Raw genomic sequence first — 25492 nt, 5'->3', positions numbered from 1 at the left:
CATTAGTAAAATCGCGCTTTATCTGGTTGAATTTGAACCCTTTATTTTGCATTTTTGGGCGTGCGCACTGTATTTTCATGTTTTATTATTGGCTTACTCTGGTTGAGCCCTCAGGCCCATGCACAAGAAACCGTTGAGGTAGTCTCGTTTAATATCCGTTACGGAACGCCTGGTGATGGCGAAAACAAATGGAAGAGCAGAAGGGATCGTGTCTTTAGTATCTTCAAAAGGTATAAGGAAGGTATTATAGCTACTCAGGAAGCACTACCTCTACAAATCGATCAAATTCTCGAAGAGGTTCCCCAGTTAGATGTAGTCTATCGCTCAAGAACCGAAGTAGACAAAGAGGGAGAGTCAAATGCTATATTTTACAATAAGAAGACCTGGCGGGTAGTAAGCCATGAAACTTTTTGGCTTTCAGAAACACCCGAGAAACCGGCCTCTAAAAGTTGGGGTAATACACTTCCCCGTATCAGTACCCAAGTGGTTTTCCAACATAGAAACAGTGGGAAAACTGTTAAAATTCTCAATACCCACTTGGATCGTTCTTCTAATAACAGCCGTGTCAGAAGTGTAGAGTTGATTTTAAGAACCTTGATGACCGAAACCGTGGCCACGCCTACAATACTGCTTGGCGACTTCAATGCACCCTTTGATGATGATATTATCTTGAGAGTAAAAGAATTCTTTAATGATGCCTACACTGGCGATGAATTAGAAGGCTGCACTTTTCATGGTTGGAATGGAGGAAGTCACTGTCCAAGAATAGACTATGTCTTCTATGATAATTCTCAAAAACTGAAGTTGAAGAATTTTAAGATAGACCAATGGAAGAGCAAGCAACTTTACCCATCTGACCATTATCCATTGGTCGCTACTTTTGAGCTGAATTAGGGTTCGGCAACTTCTTCCGATTAGTGATAAAGACACCTACAAGAATTGCCGCTATGCCTGCAATTTGTCCTGCAACCAACACCTCTCCATCTAGAATACCCCATGTCAACGCAACAATTGGTATCAAATAGGTAACCATACTGGAAAAAATTGGGGTCGTAATTTGTACCAATCTGTTAAAGAGAATTAACGCAAAACCAGTACTCATTACTCCTAATAAGGTGATATAACCGAGTGCCTCAAATGCACCTGGTGCTGCCGATATCTTCTGGGTAAACTCAGTACCCAACAGTAAATAAGCCAAGGCAAAAGGTCCTACCAATAATATACTCACACTCGTAATCACTACGGCATTCAGGTCTGCCAGATAGTATTTAATAATGTTTAGGTTAGCCCCATAACACATTGTGGCAATCACAATAAAAATGGCGTAATAGTTGAACCCTGAAAATCCAGCCTCATTCGAACCCGCTGTCAATAGAATTGCGGTACCTATGAAGGCCAGCGCCACTCCGATATACTTGCTATTGTCAAACTTCTGTTTGAAAATAGTAGCTCCCATTAGCAGGACAAAAATTGGGGTAAGCCCATTCATTACTCCGGTTATACCACTATCGAGTCTTGTTTGTCCTAAGGCAAAGAGAAAAGCGGGGAAAAAACTTCCAAGCATTCCTATGCCTAAAAGCATTTTGAGGTTTTTGGAAGAAAGGTTTTTAAGCTTGGGTAAACTCAAAGGCAGCATAAAAATACAAGCTGCCAAAATTCTTAAGGCACCTACTTCTCCAGCATTATAGACCTCAAGCCCTCTTTTAATTAAAATAAAAGACGTACCCCATACTAAAGCCAATATGATCAGGATGGTCCACGCGAGAACTTTCGTGTTTTTCATGGGCGATTATCGAAGCCCAAATGTAGAATTTTTGTGAAACAATCCGAGCCTAATCTTAGGCCATCTGAAAGGCATCTTCGAAGGTCACTGAAATCTCCTCTAGTAAATCGAAAAGTTCTTCCGGGTTTTCGGACTCTACAAGCTTAGTTCTGAAAGGTTTGAAATTATGGATACCTCTAAAATAGTTGGTGTAATGCCTTCTCATTTCATAGATACCTTGGCGCTCTCCTTTCCACTCGAGTGAGAATTTGAGGTGCTTTCTTGCCACGCTAACCCGTTCAGCCATATCTGGAGCAGGCAAGGTTTCACCCGTTTTCATAAAGTGCTTAATCTCATTGAAAATCCAAGGGTAGCCAATAGCCGCCCGACCAATCATGATTCCATCAACATCATACTTATTCTTGTATTCCAATGCCTTTTGGGGAGAGTCAATATCTCCATTACCAAAAATTGGAATATGTATATCAGGGTGGTTTTTTACCTCAGCAATTTTAGTCCAGTCTGCCTCACCTTTGTACATCTGTTTGCGCGTTCGGCCATGTATTGTCAGAGCCTGAATACCAACATCCTGTAATCGCTTGGCAACATCTACAATTTGGATGGTACTATCATCCCAACCCAAACGGGTTTTTACAGTCACCGGAAGAGAAACCTGTTTGACAATTTCCTCTGTCATTTTCTGCATTTTGGGAATGTCCAGCAGAATTCCAGCCCCGGCTCCTTTGCAAGCCACCTTCTTCACAGGGCAGCCATAGTTGATATCTACAATCTCCGGTTGAGCAGCTTCGGCAATCGCTGCAGCCTGACGCATGGATTCTATTTTATCTCCAAAAATCTGAATACCGATAGGACGCTCATAGTCATAGATGTCCAACTTTTGAACACTCTTGGCTGCATTCCTGATTAAGCCCTCAGAAGAGATAAATTCTGTATACATGATATCGGCACCATTCTCTTTGCAAACTGCTCTGAATGGTGGGTCACTCACATCTTCCATCGGTGCTAACAACAACGGGAAGTCTCCTAACTCTATATTTCCTATTCTTACCAAACCCTATTCTAAAATTCGCGTAAATTTACGCCATTATGACGAGAATTGACAAAGGTATAGATGTCACAGGCGGAAGATCACCTAGATCTTCCTTTCTTATTATTCTGGGATTGGTATTTGTAGGCTTTTTTATAGGCCAGTTTGTGGGTTTTCTTGCCTCAATGACATTTGCTGTCGCAAATGGAATGGGGATTAGTGACCTGACTGATAATCCTAATGCTCTGTATGACTATATGGGACTGGGCGAAGTGCTCACCACACAGATGCTCTATACTTTGGTATTCACGTTCCTAACCCCATGGTTCTACCTAAGACTTATTGCGAAACAATCTCTGTCATCCATTTCCAATGAAACGAAAGTAGATCCAAAACTGGTCTTAGCAACCGTGATCGGCACTTTCAGCTTTCTTTTTGTCAATGCCTATTTCATAGAGTGGAATGCTAACATTGACTTCCCGGATTTCATGTCTGGCTTCGAAGAATGGGCAAGAAACCTTGAAGAGCAGTTAGCAGAGACCACGGAAAAATTCACCACCTTCAACAACTTCACCCAATTCCTTTTTGGCTTTCTGGTCATTGCTATCCTACCTGGCATTGGTGAAGAGTTATTGTTCCGAGGTGTCTTGCAAAACAGCTTACACAAGCTGACTAAAAATGCCCATGTAGCCATATGGGTATCTGCCTTTATCTTTGGAGCGATCCACCTTCAATTTTATGGCTTAGTTCCTAGAATGTTGCTCGGAGCTGTCTTTGGATATTTATATGTATGGTCAGGAAATATTTGGTATCCGATCATTTCGCATATTGCCAATAACGGCATAGCCGTAATCATGACATATGCCATGTCAGATGTGAACTTAGATGAAACCGAGGCCGTTCCTGTAGCTTATCAGATCATTGGTGTAGTAGTGTTTATTGCATTCATGTTCCTTTTCAGAAATTACTATCTTCGACCAAAGCAGTCCATTGAGTAGTTGGCAAACCGTATATAAGAGTACAAGTCCTCATCAAACAGAGATTGTCAAAGATGTCTTGATCAATGCTGGCCTGAATGCCATTGTCTTTAATAGACAGGATCATGCTTACAAGTTCGGCAACATCGAAGTAAAAGTAGATCCAGACTCTGTGATTCGGGCGATTAAAATAATTGAAGAAGAAATCAACTTTGACCATGAATAACCTTGCCGTTCGGGCCATTACGGCAATCATTGGTGTCACCATAATCATTGCAGGGATAGTTTTTAGTTCATGGACCTTCGCTCTGGTTTTTCTGGCCATTGCGCTCCTTACATTAAGAGAGTTTTACAACTTGGCTCGAAAGAGTGGTACCCAACCTTATGAAGTTTGGGGATTGGTTTTTAGTCTTGCGCTATTCGGATTGATTTTCCTTAACTACCAGGGACAGATTGATAAGAGTACATTTTGGATATTGCCGGCCCTCTTTTCTACCGTATTTCTATACCCCTTAATCCGATATGGGCAAGGACATGCAATCAATTGCCTTGCGCTTTCAGTACTCGGTGTGCTTTACATTGCACTGCCTTTCTGTTTCGTTATTCCATTGGCCTTTGTATCAGGAGAGTTTCAATACGAGTTGGTCCTGGGTGTCCTTTTTGCCCAATGGGCGAATGATACAGGAGCCTATTTTGCTGGCAAAGCCTTCGGCAAGACAAAGCTCTTTGAGAAAGTATCTCCCAAAAAAACGTGGGAAGGTTCAGTTGGAGGGTTAATTCTTGCTGTGGGAGTCTCATTAGCTTTCTGTTATTTCTTTGGGACTATGAGTTATTTGGAATGGACCGGACTGGCTATTGTAGTCAGTATCTTCGGAAGCCTAGGTGATTTAGTAGAGTCAGCATTTAAAAGAGCACTGGCTATTAAAGACTCTGGGAGCACAATTCCGGGACACGGAGGCTTCCTTGATAGATTTGACGGTCTCATTCTTGCATTACCATTCGCAACCACCTACATTCACTTCGTCATATAAGGAGAAAATAAGCTGTTTCCTCTTGGATGTATTCGCTTAAAATTTCCTTAATTTTGGCGCAGTCTTAAAACAATATTAAGCTCCCTATGGGTTACATTGAACCGGCTCCGATTAAGGACAAGGCAAATCCTTTCGAGTCAATGATGTCCAGATTCAATATCGCTACTGAAGCTTTGGGTCTTGACGAAGAAGTTTACAACGTTTTAAAATCACCATCCAAACAAGTTTCTGTATCGCTACCCGTCACCATGGACGATGGCTCTATCAAAGTATTTGAAGGCCACCGTGTGATTCACTCTAACATTCTAGGTCCATCAAAAGGTGGAGTTCGATATGCCATGGACGTGAATATCGATGAAGTAAAAGCGCTAGCTGCCTGGATGACCTGGAAGTGTGCCGTAGTGGATATTCCATATGGTGGCGCCAAAGGTGGAATCAAGTGTAACCCGAGAGAAATGTCTGCTGGGGAAATCGAGCGACTCACCAGGGCCTACACACAGTCTATGACAGGTGTTTTTGGACCAGATCGTGATATTCCAGCCCCTGATATGGGCACTGGGCCAAGAGAAATGGCTTGGTTAATGGATGAATACTCTCGTTCCATGGGTACTACTGTCAATGCAGTGGTTACTGGAAAACCCTTGGTACTTGGAGGCTCACTTGGTAGAGTTGAGGCAACCGGTCGTGGTGTAATGGTATCAGCTCTTGCAGCCATGGAGAAACTAAAAATCAACCCTTATCATGCGACAATCGCAGTTCAGGGTTTTGGTAATGTAGGTTCTTATGCGGCATTGCTTATGGCTGAGCGTGGCTGCACTATAGCTTCCATTAGTGATATCTCAGGTGCTTATTACAATGAGAACGGTATCGACATCAAAAAGGCCATCGGTTACCGTAATAACAATAACGGTACGCTCGAGGGGTTTGATGGTGCTGAATTAATGGATGATCCTGCTGACTTATTGACGCTCGATGTCGATGTGTTAGTTCCAGCTGCTATTGAGGATGTAATTCACTCTGGAAATGTGAATGATGTAAAGGCAAAGTTAATAGTAGAAGGTGCCAATGGCCCAACCTCCGCAGAAGCCGATGCAATCATTAACGAAAAGGGAATTATGGTAGCACCAGACATCTTGGCCAATGCTGGAGGTGTTACAGTTTCATACTTCGAATGGGTACAAAACAGACTCGGTTACAAATGGACCCGTGAAAGGGTTAACCGTAGATCAGACAGGATTATGAAAGATGCTTTCGACAAAGTTTATGGAGCATCTCAAAAGTATAATGTACCGATGCGTATTGCGGCTTACATAGTAGCGATAGACAAGGTATCCGAAACCTATAAATACAGGGGCGGATTCTAATCTTACATTGATGATTAAGATTCATAAAGAAGGAAGAGTACTTTTAACAGTACTCTTTCTTGTTCTTACTGTTATCAACTTAGGACTCTTCTATCTCGTAGAAGTTCTAGAAAATATCTTTTTAGGCGTAGCAGGTATCAGTACACTTATTTTCCTTTTCTTTCTTCAGTTTTTCAGAAATCCGAAACGCAAAATTGAAATCAACGACAAGCATGTACTTGCTCCTGCTGATGGCAAAGTTGTAGTTATTGAAACCACTGAAGAACATGAGTATTTTGGAGGAAAAGAGCGTATTCAGGTGTCGATCTTTATGTCTCCATTGAACGTACACGTCAACCGAAACCCGGTAACAGGGCTAATTAAATACTTCAAATATCACCCGGGAAAATACTTGGTAGCCTGGCACCCAAAGTCGAGTACTGAGAATGAGCGCACCACCTTGGTATATGAAATCCATAAAGGCGTTGAGATTTTAGTAAGACAAATTGCGGGAGCTGCTGCGCGAAGAATCAAATGGTATATTGATGAAAACCAAAGTGTGATTCAAGGCAAGGAATTCGGTTTTATCAAATTTGGATCGCGAGTTGATCTTTTCTTCCCTATCGGCACGAAAATTAATGTTGAGAAGGGTCAGAAAACCATAGGCGGAAAAACTGTAATTGCCGAATTAGAGTAGCTTTTCGATTATCCTCATCAGGTCTTCCAGATACGCTCTATCTACCTCATCAAAATCATTCAATTGATCAGAATCAACATCCAGGATTAGTGCCACTTCAGAATTCTTGAAAGCCGGAAGTACAATTTCTGATTTAGAGTCCGAGCTACAGGCAATATGCCCTGGAAATTCGTCCACATTAGGTACAATCAGTGTTTTCCCTTCAGCCCAAGTGGTACCACAAACCCCGCGTCCTTTGGCAATTCTAGTACATGCGATCGGTCCTTGAAAGGGACCTAAAATCAGCTCATCATTTTTCACCAGATAAAAGCCCACCCAGAAATAACCCATTCCAAACTTCAAGGCTGAAGCGATATTGGCCAGATTAGCCACTAAATCTGACTCACCAGTCACCAGTGCCTCAATCTGAGGGATTAATGACTTATACTTTTCGGCTTTTGGAGCACTTTCTGTGATGAATAATTCTTCTGCCATAGGTTCTTCTAACTAGTTTATAAAATGGATGGTTCCAAGTTTCTATAAATGTCTAATGTATCCGCCTCAATACTCATGGACTCTATCTTCTCACCCTTGATGCTAGGTGCGGAAATGCCTTTCCCAAATTCCACCTGAGCACTAAAAACTCTGGCCTCGTCCCAGAGTCCGGCTTCAATGAATGAAAAGAGCAAAGTACTACCACCTTCAATGATGATTGACTGCACCTTTCTATTGTATAAATCTTGAAGGATAAACTTTAGATAGTCATCATTCTCGACATTTATAAATTCTAGATTTTTGGAAGAATCGGTCTTCTTATCGTTATAGACTAGTGTTTTTTGTTGACCATCAAACAACTTTAAATCCCTTGGAAGGAATAAGTTTTTATCGATAACCACCCGAACCGGATCCTCTCCTTCCCAATTTCTGACATTGAGTTGCGGATTATCATACTGCGCGGTACGGGTACCCACCATGATCGCATCTTCTTTAGCCCTCCATTGATGAACCAAGTTTCTAGAGGTTTCGCCACTTATCCATTTCGAATCAAAGTTCTCTCTGGCGACAAAGCCATCTGCCGTCTGTGCCCACTTTAGAATGATGTAAGGTCTCTTATTTTCAATGAAAGAGAAGAACCTTTTATTCAGACTCCTTGATTCCTCTGAAAGCAATCCATGAGTCACTTCTATGCCAGCCTCCTCGATTTTTTTGATTCCCTTTCCACCCACTAGCGGATTAGTATCTACAGCACCAATAACAACACGTTTCACTTGGTTAGCGACCAAGAGGTCGGCACAAGGAGGTGTTCTTCCATGATGTGAACAAGGCTCCAATGTCACATAGACAGTGGCTTGAGTGAGCAAATTTTTGTCAGAAACCGCATTGATCGCATTCACTTCGGCATGTGCCTCGCCATACTTTTTGTGATAACCTTCGCCAATGATCTGCCCCTCGTACACAATTACGCAACCCACCATCGGGTTTGGACTTACATGTCCTCTGCCCAACTCGGCCAGTTCCAGTGCCCGCTGCATGAAGAGAATATCTTGGTTATTCATTGAGCCGCAAGTTAGCCAAAGCCTCTAATTATTTTACTTATTTTGTGCAATGCCCCAAGCCAAACCCAAGGATATATTTAAGCGCATTACAAGCTCATTAACTGAGACATATCCTGAGCGGGAATGTGTGGCGATAGCCAAAAATTACCTTGCAGATCGGTTTCATATCGATAGCATCAAATTGGCGATCAACAGCCCAATGGCTATAGATGAGTCACTGCTAACCCATGACTTAAGACAGTTGGCAAACGGAACTCCGTATCAACATGTTGTTGGCTTTACTATTTTCTATGGGAGAAACTTTATTTGCAATCAGCATGCTTTAATTCCAAGGCCTGAGACGGAGGAATTGGTTGACCTAATCATCAAAGAGAATGATATAGAGGCGCCATCCATCTTGGATATTGGCACTGGTACGGGTTGTATACCTATTTGCCTTAAGGCGGAAATCCAGGATGCCGATTGTGTAGGGATGGATATCTCTGGCCAAGCACTTGAGCTTGCTAAGAATAATGCCTACAAAAATAATATTGACATTAATTTCAGGAAGGGAGATATCCTTAGTGAAGGACTCCCATCGAATCAATATGACATTATAGTCAGCAATCCACCCTACATCCCAAATGCCGATCGTTCAATCATGCACACCAACGTTCTGGATCACGAACCAGATATAGCGCTGTTTGTGGAAGACAATGATCCTTTGGTTTTTTATAGGACCATTGCTGAAAAAGCTTTGACTTCGCTCAGGCCTAAAGGGAAATTATATTTCGAGATTCATGAGAATTATAGTTCTCAAGTACTTGACTTAATGGATAAGCTAGGTTACGCTGATATATGCATAAAAAAAGATTTACAAGGAAAGGATAGAATGATAAGCGCCCAATTAAAATGAAAAGACAGTTGATACTTCTTCATGGAGCACTTGGGTGCAAAAATGACTTTGATGCCATAGTGCCTCTATTATCTCAAAGCTTCGAGGTTTATGCTTTCAATTTTTCAGGTCATGGTTTGGAAGCCTTCTCATCCAAGGGTTTTGGAATCGAAGTTTTCGCAGAAGAGTTAGAGGAGTTTATAAACGAAAAGGATCTAGATCAACCATTGATTTTTGGATATAGCATGGGAGGTTATGTGGCATTATATCTGGCTTCCAGAAATAAAAGTATCCTTGGTAAGATCTTAACCCTGGGCACCAAATTTGAGTGGACACCGGAATGTGCACATCATGAGACTTCAAGAATGAATCCTGAAGTAATGGCCGAAAAAATTCCAGCCTATACGGATGCCCTGCAAGTGGCACACGGTAGTGCATGGAAGAAATTGGTTGAGCAAACAGCCGGTATGATGATAGAACTGGGCGAGTCTCCTCTGCTCAATGAAGATACCCTCGCATCAATTGAGATACCTGTTGAGATTAAAAGAGGAGAAAAAGACCATATGGTCAACGAAGAGGAATCTCGATGGGCGGCCAAGTCCATACCTGAAGGGAATTATGCTACTGAACCCAACACTAAACACCCAATAAATACGATCGAGCCTAGGGCTTTGGCCTTAATTATCGACTCAAACCTGCCTTAAGACCTATAAACAGAGACTACTTCTACTATTTTCTCATAGAATTACTATTTACATAGTTTATCTACTATATTTATAGTAGTATTGATTACGAGTCTATGAAAGAACTTACTAAAGCCGAAGAAAAGATCATGCAAATCTTATGGGGACTTGAAAAAGCCTTTACCAGAGAGATTGTCGATCAGTTTGAAACTGACAAACCAAGCTACACCACCGTTGCAACAGTATTGACGGTTTTGGAACAAAAAGGCTTTGTGGCTCACGAAATGTTGGGCAATAGCAAGCGTTACTATCCTCTAGTCACTAAGGATAAGTATAGTGATTTCGCCATGTCTAGTGTCATGGGTAAATATTTCGAAGGCTCTTTAAGCCGGATGGTCTCCTTCTTCGCTGATCGAAAGAAGATGGACTTAAACGAACTCGATCAGATCATTAAAATTTTAGAAGAGAAAAAGGATAAATGATGGTACAGGATCTACTTATCTGGAGTCTCAAAGTGAGTTTGCTCATTGGCCTTATGTATGGAGCCTATTGGCTCCTATTTAGGAAAAACACACACTTTCAGCTGCGTAGAATGGTCATACTAGCATGCTTACTTTTAGCTGGTTTTATCCCATCTATTGAAATTGAGGTCCCTATTCCATGGTCAAGCCCAATCGATCGTGGATTAGAATCACTGACCTTTGAGCCAATAATTCCAACAGACACAACAGTGGCCATAACTCCTAACAAAGAGGTGGCTACTTCTGAAGTGCCTAATCGGTTCAGTTGGCAAAGCTTCCTAACTAACTTATACTTAGTCGGACTAATAATAGCCGCTCTGCTATTTCTTCTGGAAGTCCTGAAGCTTTCTTATTGGTATTATTTCGGGGCACGTAGAACTGATATTCAAGATAATGTTATCACCCACAAAGGCATTAAATACCCTTTCTCCTTCTGGAAGTGGATCTTCATTCCTCAGGGAACGGACTATGATGAAGATATATGGGAGATTATTGAAAAGCACGAGACCGCTCACTTGAATCAATACCATACAGTCGACATGGTGTTTATGAACATTGTACAATGCTTTTTCTGGTACAACCCATTCATCTATTTAATTCAAAAAGAGATAAAGGACAACCATGAGGCATTGGCCGATCGGTCAGTACTAACAACTACAGATTTTAAGGTTTATGCACAGGCTTTGGTCAAAGTCAGTATCAACTCAAATGCACTAAAGCTGGGGCATTCCTTCGCGCTAATATCCACACTATCAAAAAGAATTACTGCAATGAAACAACAACAAACAACAAAAGGAAAAACACTCGCTTCGGTGCTAAGTCTGATGATAGTTATGAGTTTAGTTGCTGGTGTCAACATACTTAAGGCACAAAATAGTGCTGAAACAAGAGAAGAAGCGCGCAATATCATCATGTCTAGAGAAGGGACATTCTCATTTATCTACTACAACAGGTTAACTGACCGGCATCAAAAAATGCTTCAGAGGCTACAAAAAGTATATCCCGATAAAGAAGTAAGGTTTAACTACAGTAAGAACTCGGAAGCTTTCGAATATCTAGAAAACTATCGCGTTGATAGGTCGCCTCTATTCTTCGATCAACTGACTTCAAAAGACAAAGAGGAACTTTTGGCAATTACTCTTGCCGATACTGTAGTCTTCCATGGAATTAAACTAATGAGCAGCCCAGAGTCAAAATTCCGGTTTCCTCTGTCTGAATTTAAAGATAAGATAGAAGGTAAAGTTGCTGAAGATGCCAATTATATAGTTTTCTATGAGCGGGTCGAAAAAGACTCCCCTGAAGTCTTCGATATATCCGAAGTAGACACCAAACCACAGCCGGTCGGAGGTATTGATTCCTTTGTCAAGGCAATTGCACTCGCCATGGATAGGCCAAAAAAAATAAGAAAGAGTGACCTACCACCGACAATTGACTTCCAGGTAGTGATTGATGGTGGTCGAAACTTCAGTGAAGTAAACCTAATCACAGAGCTGAAAGGTAGTGACGAAGAAAATAAAGACCTTTACCTGTTCTTTGGTGATGTTTATAGAACCATGATTCAAAAAGTAAACGAATTTTACGTTTGGAAACGAGGTATTAAAGATGGTAAAGAAGTTAGGGTTAGAACGACTATTGCCATCCCAACTAAGTACATGTGATTTCATCACAAGACTTCGTGTGAGTCGATCCGTAAGGGATCGACTTTTTTATTTGTAGATATCGGTTTGCATGGCCTCAACTACCCAAAGTGGCTTTTCATTGGTCAAAAGACTTACGGGGCCGCTTAACTCAGCTGTCAGTTCAATGGGCTCTAAGAGCATTTCATTTTGCCAATCGGTATAGAAGCCTGTCGATGACAGGTAGGTATTCCTGGCCACTGGATGAATACCGAAGACTTGCCCAGTAGACACCCACTTTTCAAACCGCCCTTCTTTGACAAACACCCACTTCTGGTCGTTGTAAAAGAGTACTGAGTCCATTTCACGAGCAAACTCCTTGATTAGGTCTAACACTTTAGAATTAAAAATATCCGCTAGCACATTCACAGCCTGATGATTATGATCCTTTAGAAAAATGTAAGCTGCATTGAGCAGGTCGGTAGATTCAAAACCTAATAACTGAACAGGGGACTGTACTTTGAGCTTTGGCTTGAGGTCTTCTAGTTCATTGATTCTTGCGACAACCACATCAATCTTAATTCCCCATTTTAACACTTCGTCTAAAGCATCAGAAGTGACGATTACTGTGGGACTCCATTCCAAGAGTAAATCGACAAATTCAATCCCTAATGCCATAGGGTCGTCTATGAGCAGGGCTGGCTCCTGTTGGTCTCTGACAATATGGTGTGATGACATGGTCTAAACTGCACGGGCCTGTTGCGGCACGCGGATAACTTCGCTGTTCGCAATTTCGCTCCAAACAAGTGCACTTGCACCTAAAACAGCAGCATTTTTATCCATTAATTCCGACAGTCTGATACTGATCTTACCCTTGTAACCCGGATAGAGATATTCATTGAAGGATTTCTTGGTCGCTTCGATTAATATATCGCCTGCTTTGGCAAGACCGCCAAAAAGAAAGATTGCCTCTGGGCTGGTTACTGCGGCAGCGTCTGCCAGTTTAAGCCCTAACAGATCAGAGGTATATTCATAAGCCTCCAAGGCTATTGGGTCTCCGGCCAAAGCCATTTCGGTAATCTTCTTAGCGGTTAGCGACTCGTATGTATAGGAACGCAGTGGTGTGTCGACATTATTGGTAGCCAATAACTTGAACACCGTTCTTTTAATACCGGAAGCGGAGGCATAAGTCTCTAAGCATCCCCTTTTTCCGCAGTTACATTCTCGACCATCAGGATAAACATTCGTATGACCTAGTTCTCCTGCCAGTCCATCGTGCCCATAGATAAGCTTACCTCTCGTCACCAGGCCAGAACCAAGGCCAGTACCCAAAGTCACAACGATGAAGTCATTCATGTCTCGAGCACCACCAAATACCTTTTCGCCTATTGCAGCGGCATTGGCATCATTGGTTAAAACCATAGGTAAATCGAAATACTCTCTGAACATGTCTATGAAAGGCACTATACCTTTCCAGTTCAAATTAGGTGCATGCTCGATGGTTCCCTCGTAGTAATTTCCGTTGGGGGCACCTATTCCAATCCCAATAATCTCAAAGGGATCTTGAATGCTATCTAGGCCCTTGTTGATCGCCTGACTCAATGCTTCAAGAAAAGGCTCAATAGTTTCATGAGTATAGGTAGGGATTGAACCCTCCATCAGCACATTCCCTTCCACATCGCTTAAACCAAACTTGGTAAAAGTCCCTCCAATATCTATCCCGATAGCGGTTTCTCTCATATTGCTCTTTTCCTTAACAACAGAATTAGTTGCCCTTATTTGCCTGTAAATCGTCCATTAACCTTGAAAAAATGCGATTAAGGCTTTTCAATATGCATAATACATAGGCCTTTTCTAGACTTGACCTATTCTTTTCACTGTAAACGATTGCATAAAACTCAGGCTTCTAATTCTGGCTTAGCCATCTCATCACATTCCTTAGCAGCATAGCATTTTGTTCAGCACCTCTTGTATTCATGCCAACCTTCATTTTTTGAGCACCTGCTAACTGCGTTGTGAACATGGCCGCTTCTCCAAATACTGCCACCTTACCTCTGCCATATTCCAACAAAGCGCCCTGATACCAGCCTTCAATTTCTCTGGTATAGGTATCTTCATTGAAGCGCCAGGCGGTATCTGGTTCTAGGGAAAACGCTCCTTTAGGAAACTGTAAAAGTCCGTCAGCACGTTCTGGAATCTCAAAAGCTTGTCCTGTAAAAGTCATCACTTGGTCTATACCTTCAGTTACGGAGTGACTGACTATTGTACTTTTCTCCTTACTAAAAGTGTCAAACCCATTCTGCTCTGGAAACCTCACAAACCCATTGGTAAAATTGAAACCAAAGGATTCAGCCAATTCCGCTGCTGCACCGCCAAAAGGCATATGATCCGCTATTAGAAACAACTTCCCACCCTTTTCTACCCATTCGTTGATGACCTTGACTTCTGCTTTTGAGTAAGCAGAGGGATTCGGTAATACCCAATTGCCTAGATTACTCTGATGAATAGGGTTCGAGATCACCAAAACCTGAATACTGGCCAGTTTGGTATTGGTTATTTCTCCTTCCAGAGAAGTCATTTGAAAACCATCATCCGAGAGCAATTGACCAAATGAGGCATATCGACCTGATAGCGTATGAAAATTATTATGTCCTTCATCGATCGCTACTTTTAAGCCTGTTCCTTTATCAAAAAGAGGTGATTCGATAGCATAACGAAAATCAGGATCACCAACCTGCTGGGCTAGTACTTGAGTCGAGATAAGACAAAATAGAAACAGCTTGAACTTCATTCAACTAATTTATTAGTTTTTAGAAAACAAAAAAAGAGGAGCTCGATTTCATGAACTCCTCTTTCTTTATATCTCTGATCAGTTTAGAACGATAGGCCCAATGATAAAAGGAAGTTTGTACCTGCCTGTGGGTAGAAATAATTCTCCCTTACTTCAAAATTAAGTCCACCAAAGTAACCGAAGGTATAACCATTCGATTCGTACTCTGTATTCAGTAAGTTATTCACCAATAGGTTGATCGAAACCTCCTTGATCAAGTCCGTCTGAAAGGCATAGTTGATCCTTAAGTCATTGACAAAGAAGGCATCAATCTTCCGGTTTTCATTTGAAGTATTATCTAAGAATTGGTCACCCACGTACTTTGAAAGTAGCGCAATCTCCAATCCAGATGTTGGAATAAAGGCCAATTGGCTACCTGCCACAATGCTAGGTGAAAAGCTAATATCAGTATCCTCAAAAGTAGTTCTCACCTCATTGAACTCATCAAAAGCAGGTCCAAAGTCGAATATCACTTCATCAAAAGACTGGATTCGGTTTTGGCTAAAAGCTACATTGGCCGACCAGAACAACCCTTTTGTAAGTCTCATCATACCAGATAACTCAATCCCTGTACGATAACTGTCTGGCACATTCGTTCTGATACCAGCCCCAACATCGTTTACCTCTCCAGTTAAAACCAGCTGATTTTTATAATCCATCAGGTAGTAATTCACCTCAAAAGATGAGTTTTTCGACTGGCGCTTATAACCTATCTCCAGGTTATTAAGTGTTTCATGCTCTGGGTCAACCCCAGGTGCTGCATCAATAATATCCGACCTATTAGGTTCCTTGTTGCCCACTGCAAAGGAGGCATATAGATTAGCATTGTTTGTTAATTGAAAGGTAGCTCCTACTTTTGGGTTGAAGAAGTTGAAATTTTTATCGAAGTCAATCGGTCTTAAATCATTGTCTACTCCAACACCACTATAATCAACGGTACGATATTGTAAATCTCCAAAGAGGTTCAACTTCTCATTGATCTGATAGTTCACTTTCAGATAAGAGTTGAAGTCTACTTTTTCAGACTGACTTTCATAATATCTGTCTCTAATGTCACTAGCACCGGAAAACCTTGCCCAAATTACTTCACCAAAATGATCGCCAATGTACTCATTGATCGCCCCTCCGAAAGTGGCGTCAACATTACCATTAGAATAGTTTAAGTCGTAAACCACTCCATAAAAATCATTATCTAACCAGCGCCTTCTGATCAAATCGGAACTTGAAACTGTCGTCCCACCTAAGACAACATCGGCAATTCCATAGTCAGCAAGGTCATCATCATTTCTAAATTCTTCGAAGAAGCCGCCACCTTTGGTATAATGACCTGCCAGACTCATATTCCATGTTGAACTGAAATCATGACTCATATGTAATTGATAGTGGTCCTGACCATAATCATCCACCTGGTTGTCATACTCATAGAAGTTATAGCTTCGGCCAGAATTTCTCAGGTTATCCGCTTGAGCTGCAGTAAAACCATTGTTGGCAATGACTGCCTCAATACCTGCAGCATCGTTTCGCAAACGTGCTTCAGGCGTTCCATACCAACTTTGGTAAGTCACCTCATCTCCACCGAACGTGATGAATTTAACGCTCGTCTTCTTACCAAAGTACCCACCCGATAGGTAATAAGAAGTCAAGTCTGACGAAGCACGATCTACAAAACCATCTGAGGTAATCAGTGATAACCTGCCTTCAAATGCCCACCTGTCTTTCAACAGGCCAGTAGAGAAAATTGCATTATACTTCTGCGTGTTGAACGAGCCCGCACTTGTGTTCACTTCGGCTTTTGCTTCTTGACTTAAGCCATTGGTTAGAATATTAATCGAGCCTCCAAAAGCTCCAGCTCCATTAGTAGAAGTTCCCACACCTCGCTGCACCTGAATATCAGCCGCTGACGAAGCAAAATCAGGAGTATTCACCCAGAAGACGCCCTGTGACTCCGAGTCGTTGACCGGAATACCATTGATTGTTACATTGATTCGAGTTGGGTCACTTCCTCTGATTCTGATACCGGTGTAACCAATTCCTGCTCCTGCGTCTGAAGTGGTCACCACAGAAGGTGTCCAATTCAATAGAAATGGTAAATCCTGACCGAGATTCTGCTTTCTAATGTCCTCACTACTCACATTGGTGTAGGTGGTTGGCGTTTTCTCAGTGGCTCTGGTTCCTGTGACGATCACATCGGCTAAACTCGTGGTGCTTCGTTCGAGACGAATGTTCAAATTTAGGTTGCCTGTGACTTCGATTACTCTCTCATAGGTTGTAAAACCTAACATTCTGACAACAAGCGTATAATTTCCACTTGTCACGTTCTGAAAAGAGAACTCACCCTTTTCATTGGTTGCCATGCCCTTTGTACTGTTCAATAAAACCACACTGGCCCCTTGCAGTACCTCTTGGCTCTCTGCATCGGTCACTGTTCCACTAAGCGTATGCTGTGCAAACACACTTAGTCCTACCAGCAGCATCGCTGACATCAAAATAATTTTTCTCATTAATAAATTTTTAATGGTTCAACTTGGAAAAGCTAAGGGGTAGCTCTCCCGTTAATTTGTTTTACCATACCTCCCTGCGACAGCATTATCTGTATCAGGTTCAATGGGTATAATCTCAGCCTTATTTTAATCCCGGATTTTCCGGAAATAGGCACCCCTTTATTGATCGCAAGTTAGTAAGAAAATAGAATAGAAGAATCCTTTACAGGATAAGTTTGATATGAGCAATCGCCTGGTCCAGTCTGTCAGAATGATCTCCCTTTATGATCTGGAAGTTTGATCCGCTTTCTTCCAAACGCTTCTTGTAGATTTCGAATAATTCACCTCTCTTATTTGGGCTCTCTCTTAATGGATCGTATTCATAAGGAATATCAAAATCGGTGAGCAAATATAGATCGGCTCTATTCATTTCCAGTTGTTGCTCAATCCATGGATCACAATTTCCATACTTGAATTCACTCCAAATTTTGATCACCAACAAATCGGTATCCAAAAAAATTAGATTTCCGGCATTTTTACTTCTAGCTTTTGTCAATTCCAGCTGACCTGCAGCAATCTGCAGTAAGTCGCTTTGCTCATAAGATCCATTTAAAGCAGTCAAATACTCCCGGGCGTATTCTTCCACCCAAATGGTCTTAAAGTGTTTGGCCAGTGACTTGGCCAAAGTAGTTTTGCCTGTACTCTCTGGGCCAACAATTGCTATAGAGATCATTTGGAAGATGTCATCGATTTTTTCCAAGCCAGATAACCAGCCACCGCCATGCCAATATATACGAGATAGAGTGCTGAGTAGAAATACAATTCTTTATAAAAATATATACCCGTAGCGAGTACATCAACCACAAACCAGTAATACCAGTTGTCAATTTTCTTACGAGCTGTCAACCACATACCCGCGACACTTAGTATCGAAGTGGTGCTATCCCAATAGGGCAGTGCGGGTGGATCTACACCTTCGAACATAGTCGGAATAGCGATAAGTATCTTTCCAAACAAGAATACCCCTATGATGGATGCGCCCAATGTCCATAACATGGACTTCAATGATGAATGAGTTATGACTATGTCACCGTCAGTTTTCGAATTACCCCGAGTCCAATAATACCAGCCATACCCATTAAGTACAAGATAAAATATGTGCAGGAGTAAATCTCCATATAACCTTGATTGGTAGAACACAACGACTGAGATGACCGTATAGATGATACCAAAAGGCCATGTCCAAATACTCTCTTTGATCAGGTAGATTACGGCAAGTATGCCAGATATGAATGCAACTATGCCCCAAAAATCGAATTGACTGATATTAGAGACTATATCTTGCCATATCTCGTTGAACTGCATGCCGCCAAATATAGGATTAATCGGTATATTTCAATCACCCAAAACCAGTCATATGGAAATGTATAAAGCCCTTGTTGTATTGATCATATTACTGATCGTTTTTCCACTCGCTACCTCAGCGCAAGAAAAGCAATACAATGTGGAAACAGAGAGTGTTTCGGAGTATGTAGATAAAATCCTGAATGGCCCCATTTCAAAAGAGGGTTTGCAAAAACTCCCTTATAAAGTATGGTTCAACACCAATTACAAAACTTACATAGTAGATACTGAAACACTCAAAAACATTAAGCGAAGGCAACTAAAAGGATTGCGCATTTTGGTCTTCATGGGGACTTGGTGCCATGATAGTAATCGCGAAATTCCTCGTTTGATGCGGGTCTGCGAAGAGCTCGGCATCTATGATCAGCTTGAGCTCTATGGAGTCGATGTCAATAAAAAGAGTCGATTAGGAAAAGAAAAGGACTATAATGTAAGAAAAACACCGACCATCATTTTTATGAGAGATGGGGTTGAAATAGCTCGCATCTTAGAAGAACCAGAAATATCGTTTGAGCAAGACCTCGAGAAAATATTGAAATAGTATGTTGAGCAACCAAAGACACCTTTTCAACCTGCCCGATGACATTGCCTACTTAAACTGTAGCTATATGTCGCCCATGCTAAAGTCCGTTGCAGAAATAGGCGTTAGGGCCATTTATGACAAAGACGATCCAAGTTCTAACAAACCAGAAACCTTCTTCGACAATACAAGTGCTCTAAGGACCGAATTTGCCAAGCTGATTGATGCACCTTCAGAAAGGTCATGTGCAATTACGCCATCGGTGTCCTATGCATTAGCCAATGTAGCCAAAAACCTAAAAGCAGGTAAAGGCGATAACATCGTAATTGCCGATGAGCAATTTCCAAGTAATTACTACGCCTGGGATGCGCTTTCAAAAGAAAAAGACATTACCCTTAAAGTTGTCTCTGCCCCGAATATGACAGAGGGGCGTGGCAAAAAATGGAATGAGCTGATCTTAGAAGCAATTGATGCCAATACAAAAATGATTGCCACAGGGCATGTGCACTGGGCTGATGGCACCAAGTTCGATTTAGCTGCTATTCGCAAAAGAGCTGATGAAGTGGGTGCGATCATGGTGATTGATGGGACACAGTCTATCGGAGCCCTACCGTTCAGTGTGGCAGAGTTCAGGCCTGATGCCGTTGTTGCAGCAGGCTATAAATGGATGATGGGACCCTATGCCTCTGGTGTGTCCTATTTTGGAGAATACTTCAAGGATGGAAGTCCTATTGAAAACAACTGGATGAATCGCCTCAACAGCGAAGACTTTGGAAATCTTATCAACTATCAAGAGCACTATCAGCCAGGGTCAATCCGCTATGAAGTAGGTGAAAGTGCCAATTTCATATTGACACCGATGTTGACAAGGGCCATTGCCCAAGTGAATGAGTGGGGGCCCGAGAATATTCAGACTTACTGTGAAAACCTAACGGCACCTTATATCTCAGAACTCAGAGCTCTGGGGGTGCAAATAGAAGCTGAAGCATACAGAGGTCGTCATCTTTTTGGATTGCGTCTGCCCGATCATATGGATATGGATGAAATCAAGAAGACTTTCGCTGAAAGAAGGATATTCGTATCGGTACGTGGAAATTCGATTCGTATTTCTCCTAACCTCTACAATTTGGAAAGTGATCTTGATAAACTGGTAGATAGTTTCAAGGTAATGGATCATGCTTAACAAGACAGTAGTTGCTTTCTTTTCCCGAGTGCTTCTTGGCATAATATTTTTAATGCAGGGTATTGGTAAAGTCTTTACCTGGGGTCTCGATGGCGTTTACAATAGCTTCAAACCTTATGAAGAAACATTTCTCCCCAAGTTCATTGTAGTTTTTAGTGCATACTACACCTCCTATGTCGAACTCATCGGTGGTGCGCTTCTGGTTATTGGTTTGTTCAAAAACTACGCCTTATATGCCTTGGCTTCAGTACTCTTAATCGTTTCTTTTGGTCATGGACTGACCTCTCCTATCTGGAACTTAAATGATGTAATGTGGCGATCCGTGTTACTGATTTTCCTCCTAGTGATCCCGAATGAATGGGACAAATGGCAAATCGATCACATTGTTAGGCCTAAGCGCTCTTAAGGGCATATAAAAAATTATTTGCGCTTAGCCGTTTTTTGAATCGCCCAATCTGCTTACTTTTGTCCGGCAAATAAAACCAAGTATTTATTTGCCATGCCTACAGATTCCAGCAAATTCCTTTTCGAAGCACTGACATATGATGATGTGCTTCTTCTCCCAGCATATTCAGAAGTTTTACCTAGAGACACGAATACGAAGACGTGGCTGACAAAGAATATTCAGTTGAATATTCCATTGGTTTCTGCCGCGATGGATACTGTCACGGAACATCAATTGGCCATTGCCATGGCCCTTGAGGGAGGTTTAGGGTTTATTCACAAAAACATGACTGTCGAACAACAGGCCCTTCAGGTAAGAAAGGTAAAGCGTTCGCAGAGTGGAATGATTCTCGATCCGGTTACGCTTCATGTGGATAGTACAGCCAGAGATGCGGAACTCATCATGCGAGAAAATAAAATTGGTGGTATCCCTGTAGTCGATGGCGACAAAAACCTAATAGGCATTGTCACAAATCGCGATATGCGATTTATCAAAAACATGGCTACTCCTGTAAAGGACATTATGACTAAGGACAATGTCATTACTGGAAAGATGGGAATTAGCTTGGACGATGCGGAGGGCGTGCTTCAAGAGTACAAAATTGAAAAGCTTCCGATTGTTGATGATAAGGGTCAGCTCACTGGCTTAATCACTTATAAAGACATTCTAAAAAACAGGGACAGACCCAACGCCTGTAAAGATGAATTCGGAAGATTGAGAGTCGGAGCAGCAGTTGGTGTGACACCGGACATCGATGAGAGAATTGACGCGTTGATGAATGCCGGTGTAGATGTCGTCAGTATCGACACAGCTCATGGCCATTCAAAAGGTGTTATTGACACCGCGAAACGCATCAAAAAGGCCTATCCAAACCTTGACGTAATCGTAGGTAATATAGCAACTGCAGAAGCTGCGAAGGCCTTAGTAGAAGCCGGTGCCGATGCCATAAAAGTGGGTGTAGGACCTGGTAGTATTTGTACTACAAGAGTAATTGCCGGGGTGGGAATGCCTCAACTCTCTGCTGTTTATGAAGCCGCCAAAGCTATTAAGGGTTCTGGAGTGCCGATCATTGCCGATGGTGGTGTTCGCTATTCAGGTGATATCGTGAAGGCCATTGCCGCTGGTGCTAGCACAGTAATGATTGGTTCATTGTTAGCCGGTACAGAGGAAGCGCCTGGTGAAGTAATCCTTTATGAAGGAAGAAAATTCAAATCTTACCGAGGTATGGGCTCTATCGAAGCCATGGAAGATGGTTCTAAAGACCGCTACTTCCAAGATGCTGAAGATGACATCAAAAAGCTCGTCCCTGAAGGAATCGTAGGACGCGTGCCATTCAAAGGTTCTGTTCAGGAAGTACTCTATCAGATTACTGGTGGACTACAAGCCGGAATGGGTTACTGTGGCGCGGGAACCATAGAACAAATGCAAGAGGCCAAGTTTGTGAAAATCACTGGTGCAGGCGTTAAGGAAAGTCATCCGCATGATATTTTTATAACACGAGAAGCGCCTAACTACAGCAGGTAAGGTCTAAATACCTTTCTAAGGCTGATACCATTTCATGACTTAAATCAGGATTAGAACCTGATAATGTCACTCTTATTTCGTCATTAGCTCGCTAACCTTGTTCTTGAGAACATATCATGGGTTAGTATGGGTGACTTAAATGTAAAAGTGATCAAGACGCAAAAGCAGCTCAATGACTTTACGAGGTGCTTGTTGAGGGACGTTCATTTAATGGAGCAAATGATCGAAAAGGACTGGTTCGAAACGGGCCAAATGCACATTGGAGCGGAGCAAGAATTCTGTCTAATTGGTAAGCACTACAAACCGATCACGAAAGCCTCCGAGGTACTTCAAAAGCTTGATCATCCCTCTTTTACCACTGAACTCGGACAATTTAACATTGAGGCCAATCTGGCACCTCAGCCATTCAAAGGCGACTGTTTCGCCAAACTGGAAGGCGAGTTAAATTCGTTATTGAACAGACTAGATCCTGTATGCCAAGAACTTGATATTGATTACTTGCTTACAGGCATACTGCCCACCTTGCGGAAGTTTGACCTGGCCATTGAAAACATCACACCACTCGATCGCTATTATGCACTAGCCGAGGCCATCAAAAAAATGCGAGGCAAAGACTTTGAACTACATCTGAAAGGCTATGATGAGCTCAACTTGAAATTTGACTCTGTCATGTTAGAGGCTTGCAATACAAGCTTCCAAGTACACCTTCAGGTCAGGCCAGACGAATTTGTAGACCAATACAACATTGCTCAACTTCTGGCCGGCCCAACGGTGGCAGTGGGTAGCAACAGTCCAATGCTCTTTGGGAAACGTCTTTGGCATGAAACACGGATAGCACTCTTTCAAAAATCGGTCGATACACGCATCACCAATGAGCACATTCGGGATAGAAGTCCTCGTGTCATGTTTGGCAACAGCTGGCTCAAAAACTCTGTACTGGATCTCTTTAAAGAAGATATTTCCAGGTTTAGAGTAATGTTGATGACTGGTCAGGAAGACGCATCGCAAACTGATTTTGAGCAGGGTATCACGCCAAAACTGAAAGCGCTTTCTATCCACAACTCCACAGTTTATCGATGGAACAGACCTTGTTATGGTATAAGCCCAAATGGAAAGCCTCACTTAAGAATTGAGAATCGAGTACTTCCTTCGGGTCCAACGGTGTTGGATGAAATGGCCAATACGGCCTTTTGGCTTGGAGCAATGAATGGCTTCAAAGATCATTTTCAAAATATCCCAGACCTGATAGAATTCGATCAGGTAAAATCCAATTTCTATGGAGCTGCAACCCAGGGAATGAACGCCAAAGTTCGCTGGCTAAATGGCCAACGCCTGAGTATGAATGAGCTTATTTTAAAGGAATTACTGCCGATCGCCAAAGAGGGACTCATCAAAAACAAAGTCAATACGGCTGACATTGATAAGTACTTGGATGTGATTAAGGAAAGGGTTGAAGCCAATCAAAACGGAACAAATTGGATACTCAAATCCTACAGTCACTTGGCAAAGGATGCAACCAAGGAAGAAATTCTGCTCTCCATTACTTCCTCAATGCATAAAAATCAACAGGCCAATCAGCCAGTCCACAAATGGCCTCTGGCGGATTTAAGTCATCTGGTTGGCTTAGACCCTGCTACCATCTTGGTGGAAGAATTTATGACCACCGACCTATTCACAGTTCAACAAGAAGATATTCTTGAACTAGTTGCAGATATGATGGATTGGCAAAACGTTCGGTTTACGCCAGTTGAGAATGATAAAGGAAGACTTATAGGCTTGATCAGTGCCCGAATGATGCTTAGACATTTTCGCAAAAAGGATGATCCCGTTTCAGGGCAGAAAATGGTGAAAGACATTATGATTAAGGACCCCATAACCATTGATCCGGGTAAAACAGTCCATGATGCGATGGCTTTAATGAAGGCTAATAGTGTCGGATGTTTGCCAGTTGTGAAAAATCAAAAGCTAATTGGTATTGTTACTGAAGGCGACTTCTTAAATTTGACCTCCACAATACTCAAAATCGTAAAAGGAGCTGGAGATCTGAATGAATAGAATAATAAGTGAGAAGTCAGGATCTGACAATAATGTATTGATGATCGTCATAGGCGGTCTTCACGGCAACGAGCTATCCGGAGTTAAAGCGATCCAAAATGTTTTTGACAGACTGGAAGAGACCAATATCAATGTTCATGGAAAAATCGTTGGTATTGCCGGCAACCTGCAGGCCATTTCAGAAAAGAGACGTTTCCTAAATTACGATCTCAATCGTTGTTGGACACAAGCGTTTATCGATAAGACGCTAGCCAAACCAGCATCAGAATGTGAAAAGGAAGACATTGAACTGAGAGAACTCTACCATTTAATTAATGATCTCCTCGCGGAAGACTATCGACAAGTCTACATTGTGGATTTACATGCTACCTCTGCCGATAATGGGAACTTCATTGTGCATGCTGGCATGCCTGCTTATGACTCAGTGATTAAATCGCTACAACTTCCAATTGTCATGAATTTGGATGACTATATCGAGGGAACCTTACTTCGGTATTTCAAAAGCCCGAGAGTAACGGCATTTGCCTTCGAAGGAGGGCAAATAGGTGCTGAAAAAACCAAAGAGGTCCATACTTATGGCATTTGGCAATTAATGACGGAATCGGGCCTCATAGACGAGCAGCATGACATGTCAATGCTACTGCATTACCAGGAGCTTGTAGGCTCTATGAAGAAGGATCAACCAAATATTCTGAGAGTACTTCATCGTCATGAAGTCAAGCCGCATGATTTCTTCCATATGAAACCTGGATTTGACAGCTTTCAGTTTGTCGAGAAAGGTGAACTTTTAGCCGAAGACAAAAGTGGTAAAATCACAGCACCGATTGGAGGCAGAATCTTTATGCCACTATATCAAAACGCTGGTGATGACGGCTTTTTTATTGTGGAAGAGGTGTAAGCTTTCCCTGTTTAAAACAGTATCATAAAAAATGCCATCCCGATTAACCGAGATGGCATTTTAGTT

General features: G+C 42.0%; 26 protein-coding genes and 1 riboswitch. Of the genes, 16 read left to right on the top strand and 10 right to left on the bottom strand.

The genetic code is table 11. The annotated features are described in order from the left end of the window. Positions 1 to 60: 60 nt before the first annotated feature. Positions 61 to 894 carry an endonuclease/exonuclease/phosphatase family protein gene (locus BFP97_RS17595; protein ID WP_170827504.1) on the top strand — a complete coding sequence of 278 codons (834 nt, stop codon included), beginning with the start codon at positions 61 to 63 and terminating at the stop codon, positions 892 to 894. Here BFP97_RS17595 and BFP97_RS17590 read toward each other — a convergent pair. After that, positions 875 to 1783 (bottom strand): DMT family transporter, encoded by a 909-nt coding sequence (locus BFP97_RS17590; protein ID WP_069843677.1) that lies wholly within the window; start codon positions 1781 to 1783, stop codon positions 875 to 877. The two genes, BFP97_RS17595 and BFP97_RS17590, sit on opposite strands and share 20 nt — an antisense overlap. 55 nt (positions 1784 to 1838) lie before the next feature. Continuing rightward, positions 1839 to 2834 carry a tRNA dihydrouridine synthase DusB gene (gene dusB, locus BFP97_RS17585; protein WP_069843676.1) on the bottom strand — a complete coding sequence of 332 codons (996 nt, stop codon included), beginning with the start codon at positions 2832 to 2834 and terminating at the stop codon, positions 1839 to 1841. A gap of 35 nt (positions 2835 to 2869) precedes the next feature. Here dusB and BFP97_RS17580 point away from each other — a divergent pair, with 35 nt between their 5' ends. The 5 genes from BFP97_RS17580 (at position 2870) to BFP97_RS17560 (ending at position 6858) form a co-directional block, all read left to right on the top strand. Further along, a complete protein-coding gene (locus BFP97_RS17580) occupies positions 2870 to 3808 on the top strand; it encodes a CPBP family intramembrane glutamic endopeptidase (protein ID WP_069843675.1) in 939 nt (312 codons plus the stop codon). After that, a complete protein-coding gene (locus BFP97_RS17575; protein WP_069843674.1) occupies positions 3801 to 4013 on the top strand; it encodes a DUF2007 domain-containing protein in 213 nt (70 codons plus the stop codon). Before BFP97_RS17580 ends, BFP97_RS17575 begins: the two co-directional genes overlap by 8 nt. Then, complete coding sequence (locus BFP97_RS17570) at positions 3982 to 4818, top strand: phosphatidate cytidylyltransferase (protein WP_170827503.1); 837 nt, start codon at positions 3982 to 3984, stop codon at positions 4816 to 4818. Before BFP97_RS17575 ends, BFP97_RS17570 begins: the two co-directional genes overlap by 32 nt. Positions 4819 to 4904: 86 nt before the next feature. Continuing rightward, positions 4905 to 6182 (top strand): Glu/Leu/Phe/Val family dehydrogenase, encoded by a 1278-nt coding sequence (locus tag BFP97_RS17565; protein WP_069843672.1) that lies wholly within the window; start codon positions 4905 to 4907, stop codon positions 6180 to 6182. 13 nt (positions 6183 to 6195) lie between these two features. Next, positions 6196 to 6858 carry a phosphatidylserine decarboxylase family protein gene (locus BFP97_RS17560; protein ID WP_069844378.1) on the top strand — a complete coding sequence of 221 codons (663 nt, stop codon included), beginning with the start codon at positions 6196 to 6198 and terminating at the stop codon, positions 6856 to 6858. On the opposite strand, the gene BFP97_RS17555 is transcribed toward BFP97_RS17560, so the two are convergent. Together BFP97_RS17555 and ribD are read right to left on the bottom strand one after the other, a co-directional pair. Beyond that, the gene (locus BFP97_RS17555; protein WP_069843671.1) at positions 6850 to 7332 is read right to left on the bottom strand and encodes a GAF domain-containing protein; all 483 of its coding nucleotides are present in this window, start codon (positions 7330 to 7332) and stop codon (positions 6850 to 6852) included. The two genes, BFP97_RS17560 and BFP97_RS17555, sit on opposite strands and share 9 nt — an antisense overlap. Positions 7333 to 7349: 17 nt before the next feature. Further along, the gene (gene ribD, locus BFP97_RS17550; RefSeq protein WP_069843670.1) at positions 7350 to 8393 is read right to left on the bottom strand and encodes a bifunctional diaminohydroxyphosphoribosylaminopyrimidine deaminase/5-amino-6-(5-phosphoribosylamino)uracil reductase RibD; all 1044 of its coding nucleotides are present in this window, start codon (positions 8391 to 8393) and stop codon (positions 7350 to 7352) included. Positions 8394 to 8442: 49 nt separating this feature from the next. On the opposite strand from ribD, the gene prmC reads away from it, so the two are divergent. The 4 genes from prmC to BFP97_RS17530 all read left to right on the top strand — a co-directional run bounded on the left by prmC (position 8443) and on the right by BFP97_RS17530 (position 12129). After that, positions 8443 to 9288, top strand: coding sequence for a peptide chain release factor N(5)-glutamine methyltransferase (gene prmC / locus BFP97_RS17545; RefSeq protein WP_069843669.1), 846 nt, complete (start codon positions 8443 to 8445; stop codon positions 9286 to 9288). After that, a complete protein-coding gene (locus BFP97_RS17540) occupies positions 9285 to 9971 on the top strand; it encodes an alpha/beta fold hydrolase (protein ID WP_069843668.1) in 687 nt (228 codons plus the stop codon). Before prmC ends, BFP97_RS17540 begins: the two co-directional genes overlap by 4 nt. 95 nt (positions 9972 to 10066) lie before the next feature. After that, positions 10067 to 10432 (top strand): BlaI/MecI/CopY family transcriptional regulator, encoded by a 366-nt coding sequence (locus BFP97_RS17535; RefSeq protein ID WP_069843667.1) that lies wholly within the window; start codon positions 10067 to 10069, stop codon positions 10430 to 10432. Beyond that, complete coding sequence (locus BFP97_RS17530) at positions 10429 to 12129, top strand: M56 family metallopeptidase (RefSeq protein ID WP_069843666.1); 1701 nt, start codon at positions 10429 to 10431, stop codon at positions 12127 to 12129. The genes BFP97_RS17535 and BFP97_RS17530 overlap by 4 nt, the downstream gene beginning before the upstream one ends. 48 nt (positions 12130 to 12177) lie before the next feature. On the opposite strand, the gene BFP97_RS17525 is transcribed toward BFP97_RS17530, so the two are convergent. The 6 genes from BFP97_RS17525 to pnuC form a co-directional block, all read right to left on the bottom strand. Next, positions 12178 to 12825, bottom strand: a complete 648-nt coding sequence (locus BFP97_RS17525; protein ID WP_069843665.1) for a hypothetical protein — start codon at positions 12823 to 12825, stop codon at positions 12178 to 12180. 3 nt (positions 12826 to 12828) lie between these two features. Beyond that, on the bottom strand, positions 12829 to 13827 hold the full coding sequence (locus BFP97_RS17520) for an ROK family protein (RefSeq protein ID WP_069843664.1): 999 nt from the start codon (positions 13825 to 13827) through the stop codon (positions 12829 to 12831). 166 nt (positions 13828 to 13993) lie between these two features. Beyond that, positions 13994 to 14878 carry a hypothetical protein gene (locus tag BFP97_RS17515; RefSeq protein WP_069843663.1) on the bottom strand — a complete coding sequence of 295 codons (885 nt, stop codon included), beginning with the start codon at positions 14876 to 14878 and terminating at the stop codon, positions 13994 to 13996. A gap of 83 nt (positions 14879 to 14961) precedes the next feature. Next, positions 14962 to 17418, bottom strand: coding sequence for a TonB-dependent receptor (locus BFP97_RS17510; protein WP_069843662.1), 2457 nt, complete (start codon positions 17416 to 17418; stop codon positions 14962 to 14964). 53 nt (positions 17419 to 17471) lie between these two features. Next, a riboswitch (TPP riboswitch) is annotated at positions 17472 to 17587 on the bottom strand. 33 nt (positions 17588 to 17620) lie between these two features. Next, on the bottom strand, positions 17621 to 18130 hold the full coding sequence (locus tag BFP97_RS17505; RefSeq protein WP_069843661.1) for an AAA family ATPase: 510 nt from the start codon (positions 18128 to 18130) through the stop codon (positions 17621 to 17623). Then, positions 18127 to 18762, bottom strand: coding sequence for a nicotinamide riboside transporter PnuC (gene pnuC / locus BFP97_RS17500; RefSeq protein WP_069843660.1), 636 nt, complete (start codon positions 18760 to 18762; stop codon positions 18127 to 18129). Before pnuC ends, BFP97_RS17505 begins: the two co-directional genes overlap by 4 nt. A gap of 52 nt (positions 18763 to 18814) precedes the next feature. Between pnuC and BFP97_RS17495 the strand changes: the two genes are divergently transcribed. The 6 genes from BFP97_RS17495 to BFP97_RS17470 all read left to right on the top strand — a co-directional run bounded on the left by BFP97_RS17495 (position 18815) and on the right by BFP97_RS17470 (position 25426). Then, entirely contained in the window at positions 18815 to 19342 is a 528-nt protein-coding gene (locus tag BFP97_RS17495) for a thioredoxin family protein (RefSeq protein ID WP_170827502.1), read from the top strand. Position 19343: 1 nt separating this feature from the next. Next, a complete protein-coding gene (locus tag BFP97_RS17490) occupies positions 19344 to 20504 on the top strand; it encodes an aminotransferase class V-fold PLP-dependent enzyme (RefSeq protein ID WP_069843658.1) in 1161 nt (386 codons plus the stop codon). After that, positions 20497 to 20910 carry a DoxX family protein gene (locus BFP97_RS17485; RefSeq protein WP_069843657.1) on the top strand — a complete coding sequence of 138 codons (414 nt, stop codon included), beginning with the start codon at positions 20497 to 20499 and terminating at the stop codon, positions 20908 to 20910. Before BFP97_RS17490 ends, BFP97_RS17485 begins: the two co-directional genes overlap by 8 nt. Positions 20911 to 21003: 93 nt before the next feature. Continuing rightward, entirely contained in the window at positions 21004 to 22473 is a 1470-nt protein-coding gene (gene guaB / locus BFP97_RS17480) for an IMP dehydrogenase (protein ID WP_069843656.1), read from the top strand. Between the two features lie 126 nt (positions 22474 to 22599). Then, positions 22600 to 24528 carry a CBS domain-containing protein gene (locus BFP97_RS17475; RefSeq protein ID WP_069843655.1) on the top strand — a complete coding sequence of 643 codons (1929 nt, stop codon included), beginning with the start codon at positions 22600 to 22602 and terminating at the stop codon, positions 24526 to 24528. Further along, positions 24521 to 25426, top strand: a complete 906-nt coding sequence (locus BFP97_RS17470; protein ID WP_069843654.1) for a succinylglutamate desuccinylase/aspartoacylase family protein — start codon at positions 24521 to 24523, stop codon at positions 25424 to 25426. Before BFP97_RS17475 ends, BFP97_RS17470 begins: the two co-directional genes overlap by 8 nt. The last annotated feature ends 66 nt before the right edge of the window (positions 25427 to 25492 follow it).

Origin of the sequence: Roseivirga sp. 4D4 (assembly GCF_001747095.1) — a bacterium.
Taxonomy (GTDB): Bacteria; Bacteroidota; Bacteroidia; order Cytophagales; family Cyclobacteriaceae; genus Roseivirga.
Note: the sequence above shows the minus strand (reverse complement) of the source record. Positions and strands in the feature narration are given on the sequence as shown.

Coding starts and splice junctions, on each gene's coding strand:
- BFP97_RS17555 (WP_069843671.1), bottom strand. CDS start 7,332: ATGGCAGAAGAATTATTCATCACAGAAAGTGCTCCAAAAGCCGAAAAG.
- BFP97_RS17505 (WP_069843661.1), bottom strand. CDS start 18,130: ATGATCTCTATAGCAATTGTTGGCCCAGAGAGTACAGGCAAAACTACT.
- BFP97_RS17530 (WP_069843666.1), top strand. CDS start 10,429: ATGATGGTACAGGATCTACTTATCTGGAGTCTCAAAGTGAGTTTGCTC.
- BFP97_RS17515 (WP_069843663.1), bottom strand. CDS start 14,878: ATGAAGTTCAAGCTGTTTCTATTTTGTCTTATCTCGACTCAAGTACTA.
- BFP97_RS17520 (WP_069843664.1), bottom strand. CDS start 13,827: ATGAGAGAAACCGCTATCGGGATAGATATTGGAGGGACTTTTACCAAG.
- BFP97_RS17475 (WP_069843655.1), top strand. CDS start 22,600: ATGGGTGACTTAAATGTAAAAGTGATCAAGACGCAAAAGCAGCTCAAT.
- guaB (WP_069843656.1), top strand. CDS start 21,004: ATGCCTACAGATTCCAGCAAATTCCTTTTCGAAGCACTGACATATGAT.
- BFP97_RS17490 (WP_069843658.1), top strand. CDS start 19,344: ATGTTGAGCAACCAAAGACACCTTTTCAACCTGCCCGATGACATTGCC.
- BFP97_RS17590 (WP_069843677.1), bottom strand. CDS start 1,783: ATGAAAAACACGAAAGTTCTCGCGTGGACCATCCTGATCATATTGGCT.
- pnuC (WP_069843660.1), bottom strand. CDS start 18,762: ATGCAGTTCAACGAGATATGGCAAGATATAGTCTCTAATATCAGTCAA.
- BFP97_RS17485 (WP_069843657.1), top strand. CDS start 20,497: ATGCTTAACAAGACAGTAGTTGCTTTCTTTTCCCGAGTGCTTCTTGGC.
- BFP97_RS17470 (WP_069843654.1), top strand. CDS start 24,521: ATGAATAGAATAATAAGTGAGAAGTCAGGATCTGACAATAATGTATTG.
- BFP97_RS17525 (WP_069843665.1), bottom strand. CDS start 12,825: ATGTCATCACACCATATTGTCAGAGACCAACAGGAGCCAGCCCTGCTC.
- BFP97_RS17510 (WP_069843662.1), bottom strand. CDS start 17,418: ATGAGAAAAATTATTTTGATGTCAGCGATGCTGCTGGTAGGACTAAGT.
- BFP97_RS17535 (WP_069843667.1), top strand. CDS start 10,067: ATGAAAGAACTTACTAAAGCCGAAGAAAAGATCATGCAAATCTTATGG.
- BFP97_RS17540 (WP_069843668.1), top strand. CDS start 9,285: ATGAAAAGACAGTTGATACTTCTTCATGGAGCACTTGGGTGCAAAAAT.
- prmC (WP_069843669.1), top strand. CDS start 8,443: ATGCCCCAAGCCAAACCCAAGGATATATTTAAGCGCATTACAAGCTCA.
- ribD (WP_069843670.1), bottom strand. CDS start 8,393: ATGAATAACCAAGATATTCTCTTCATGCAGCGGGCACTGGAACTGGCC.
- BFP97_RS17565 (WP_069843672.1), top strand. CDS start 4,905: ATGGGTTACATTGAACCGGCTCCGATTAAGGACAAGGCAAATCCTTTC.
- BFP97_RS17580 (WP_069843675.1), top strand. CDS start 2,870: ATGACGAGAATTGACAAAGGTATAGATGTCACAGGCGGAAGATCACCT.
- BFP97_RS17495 (WP_170827502.1), top strand. CDS start 18,815: ATGGAAATGTATAAAGCCCTTGTTGTATTGATCATATTACTGATCGTT.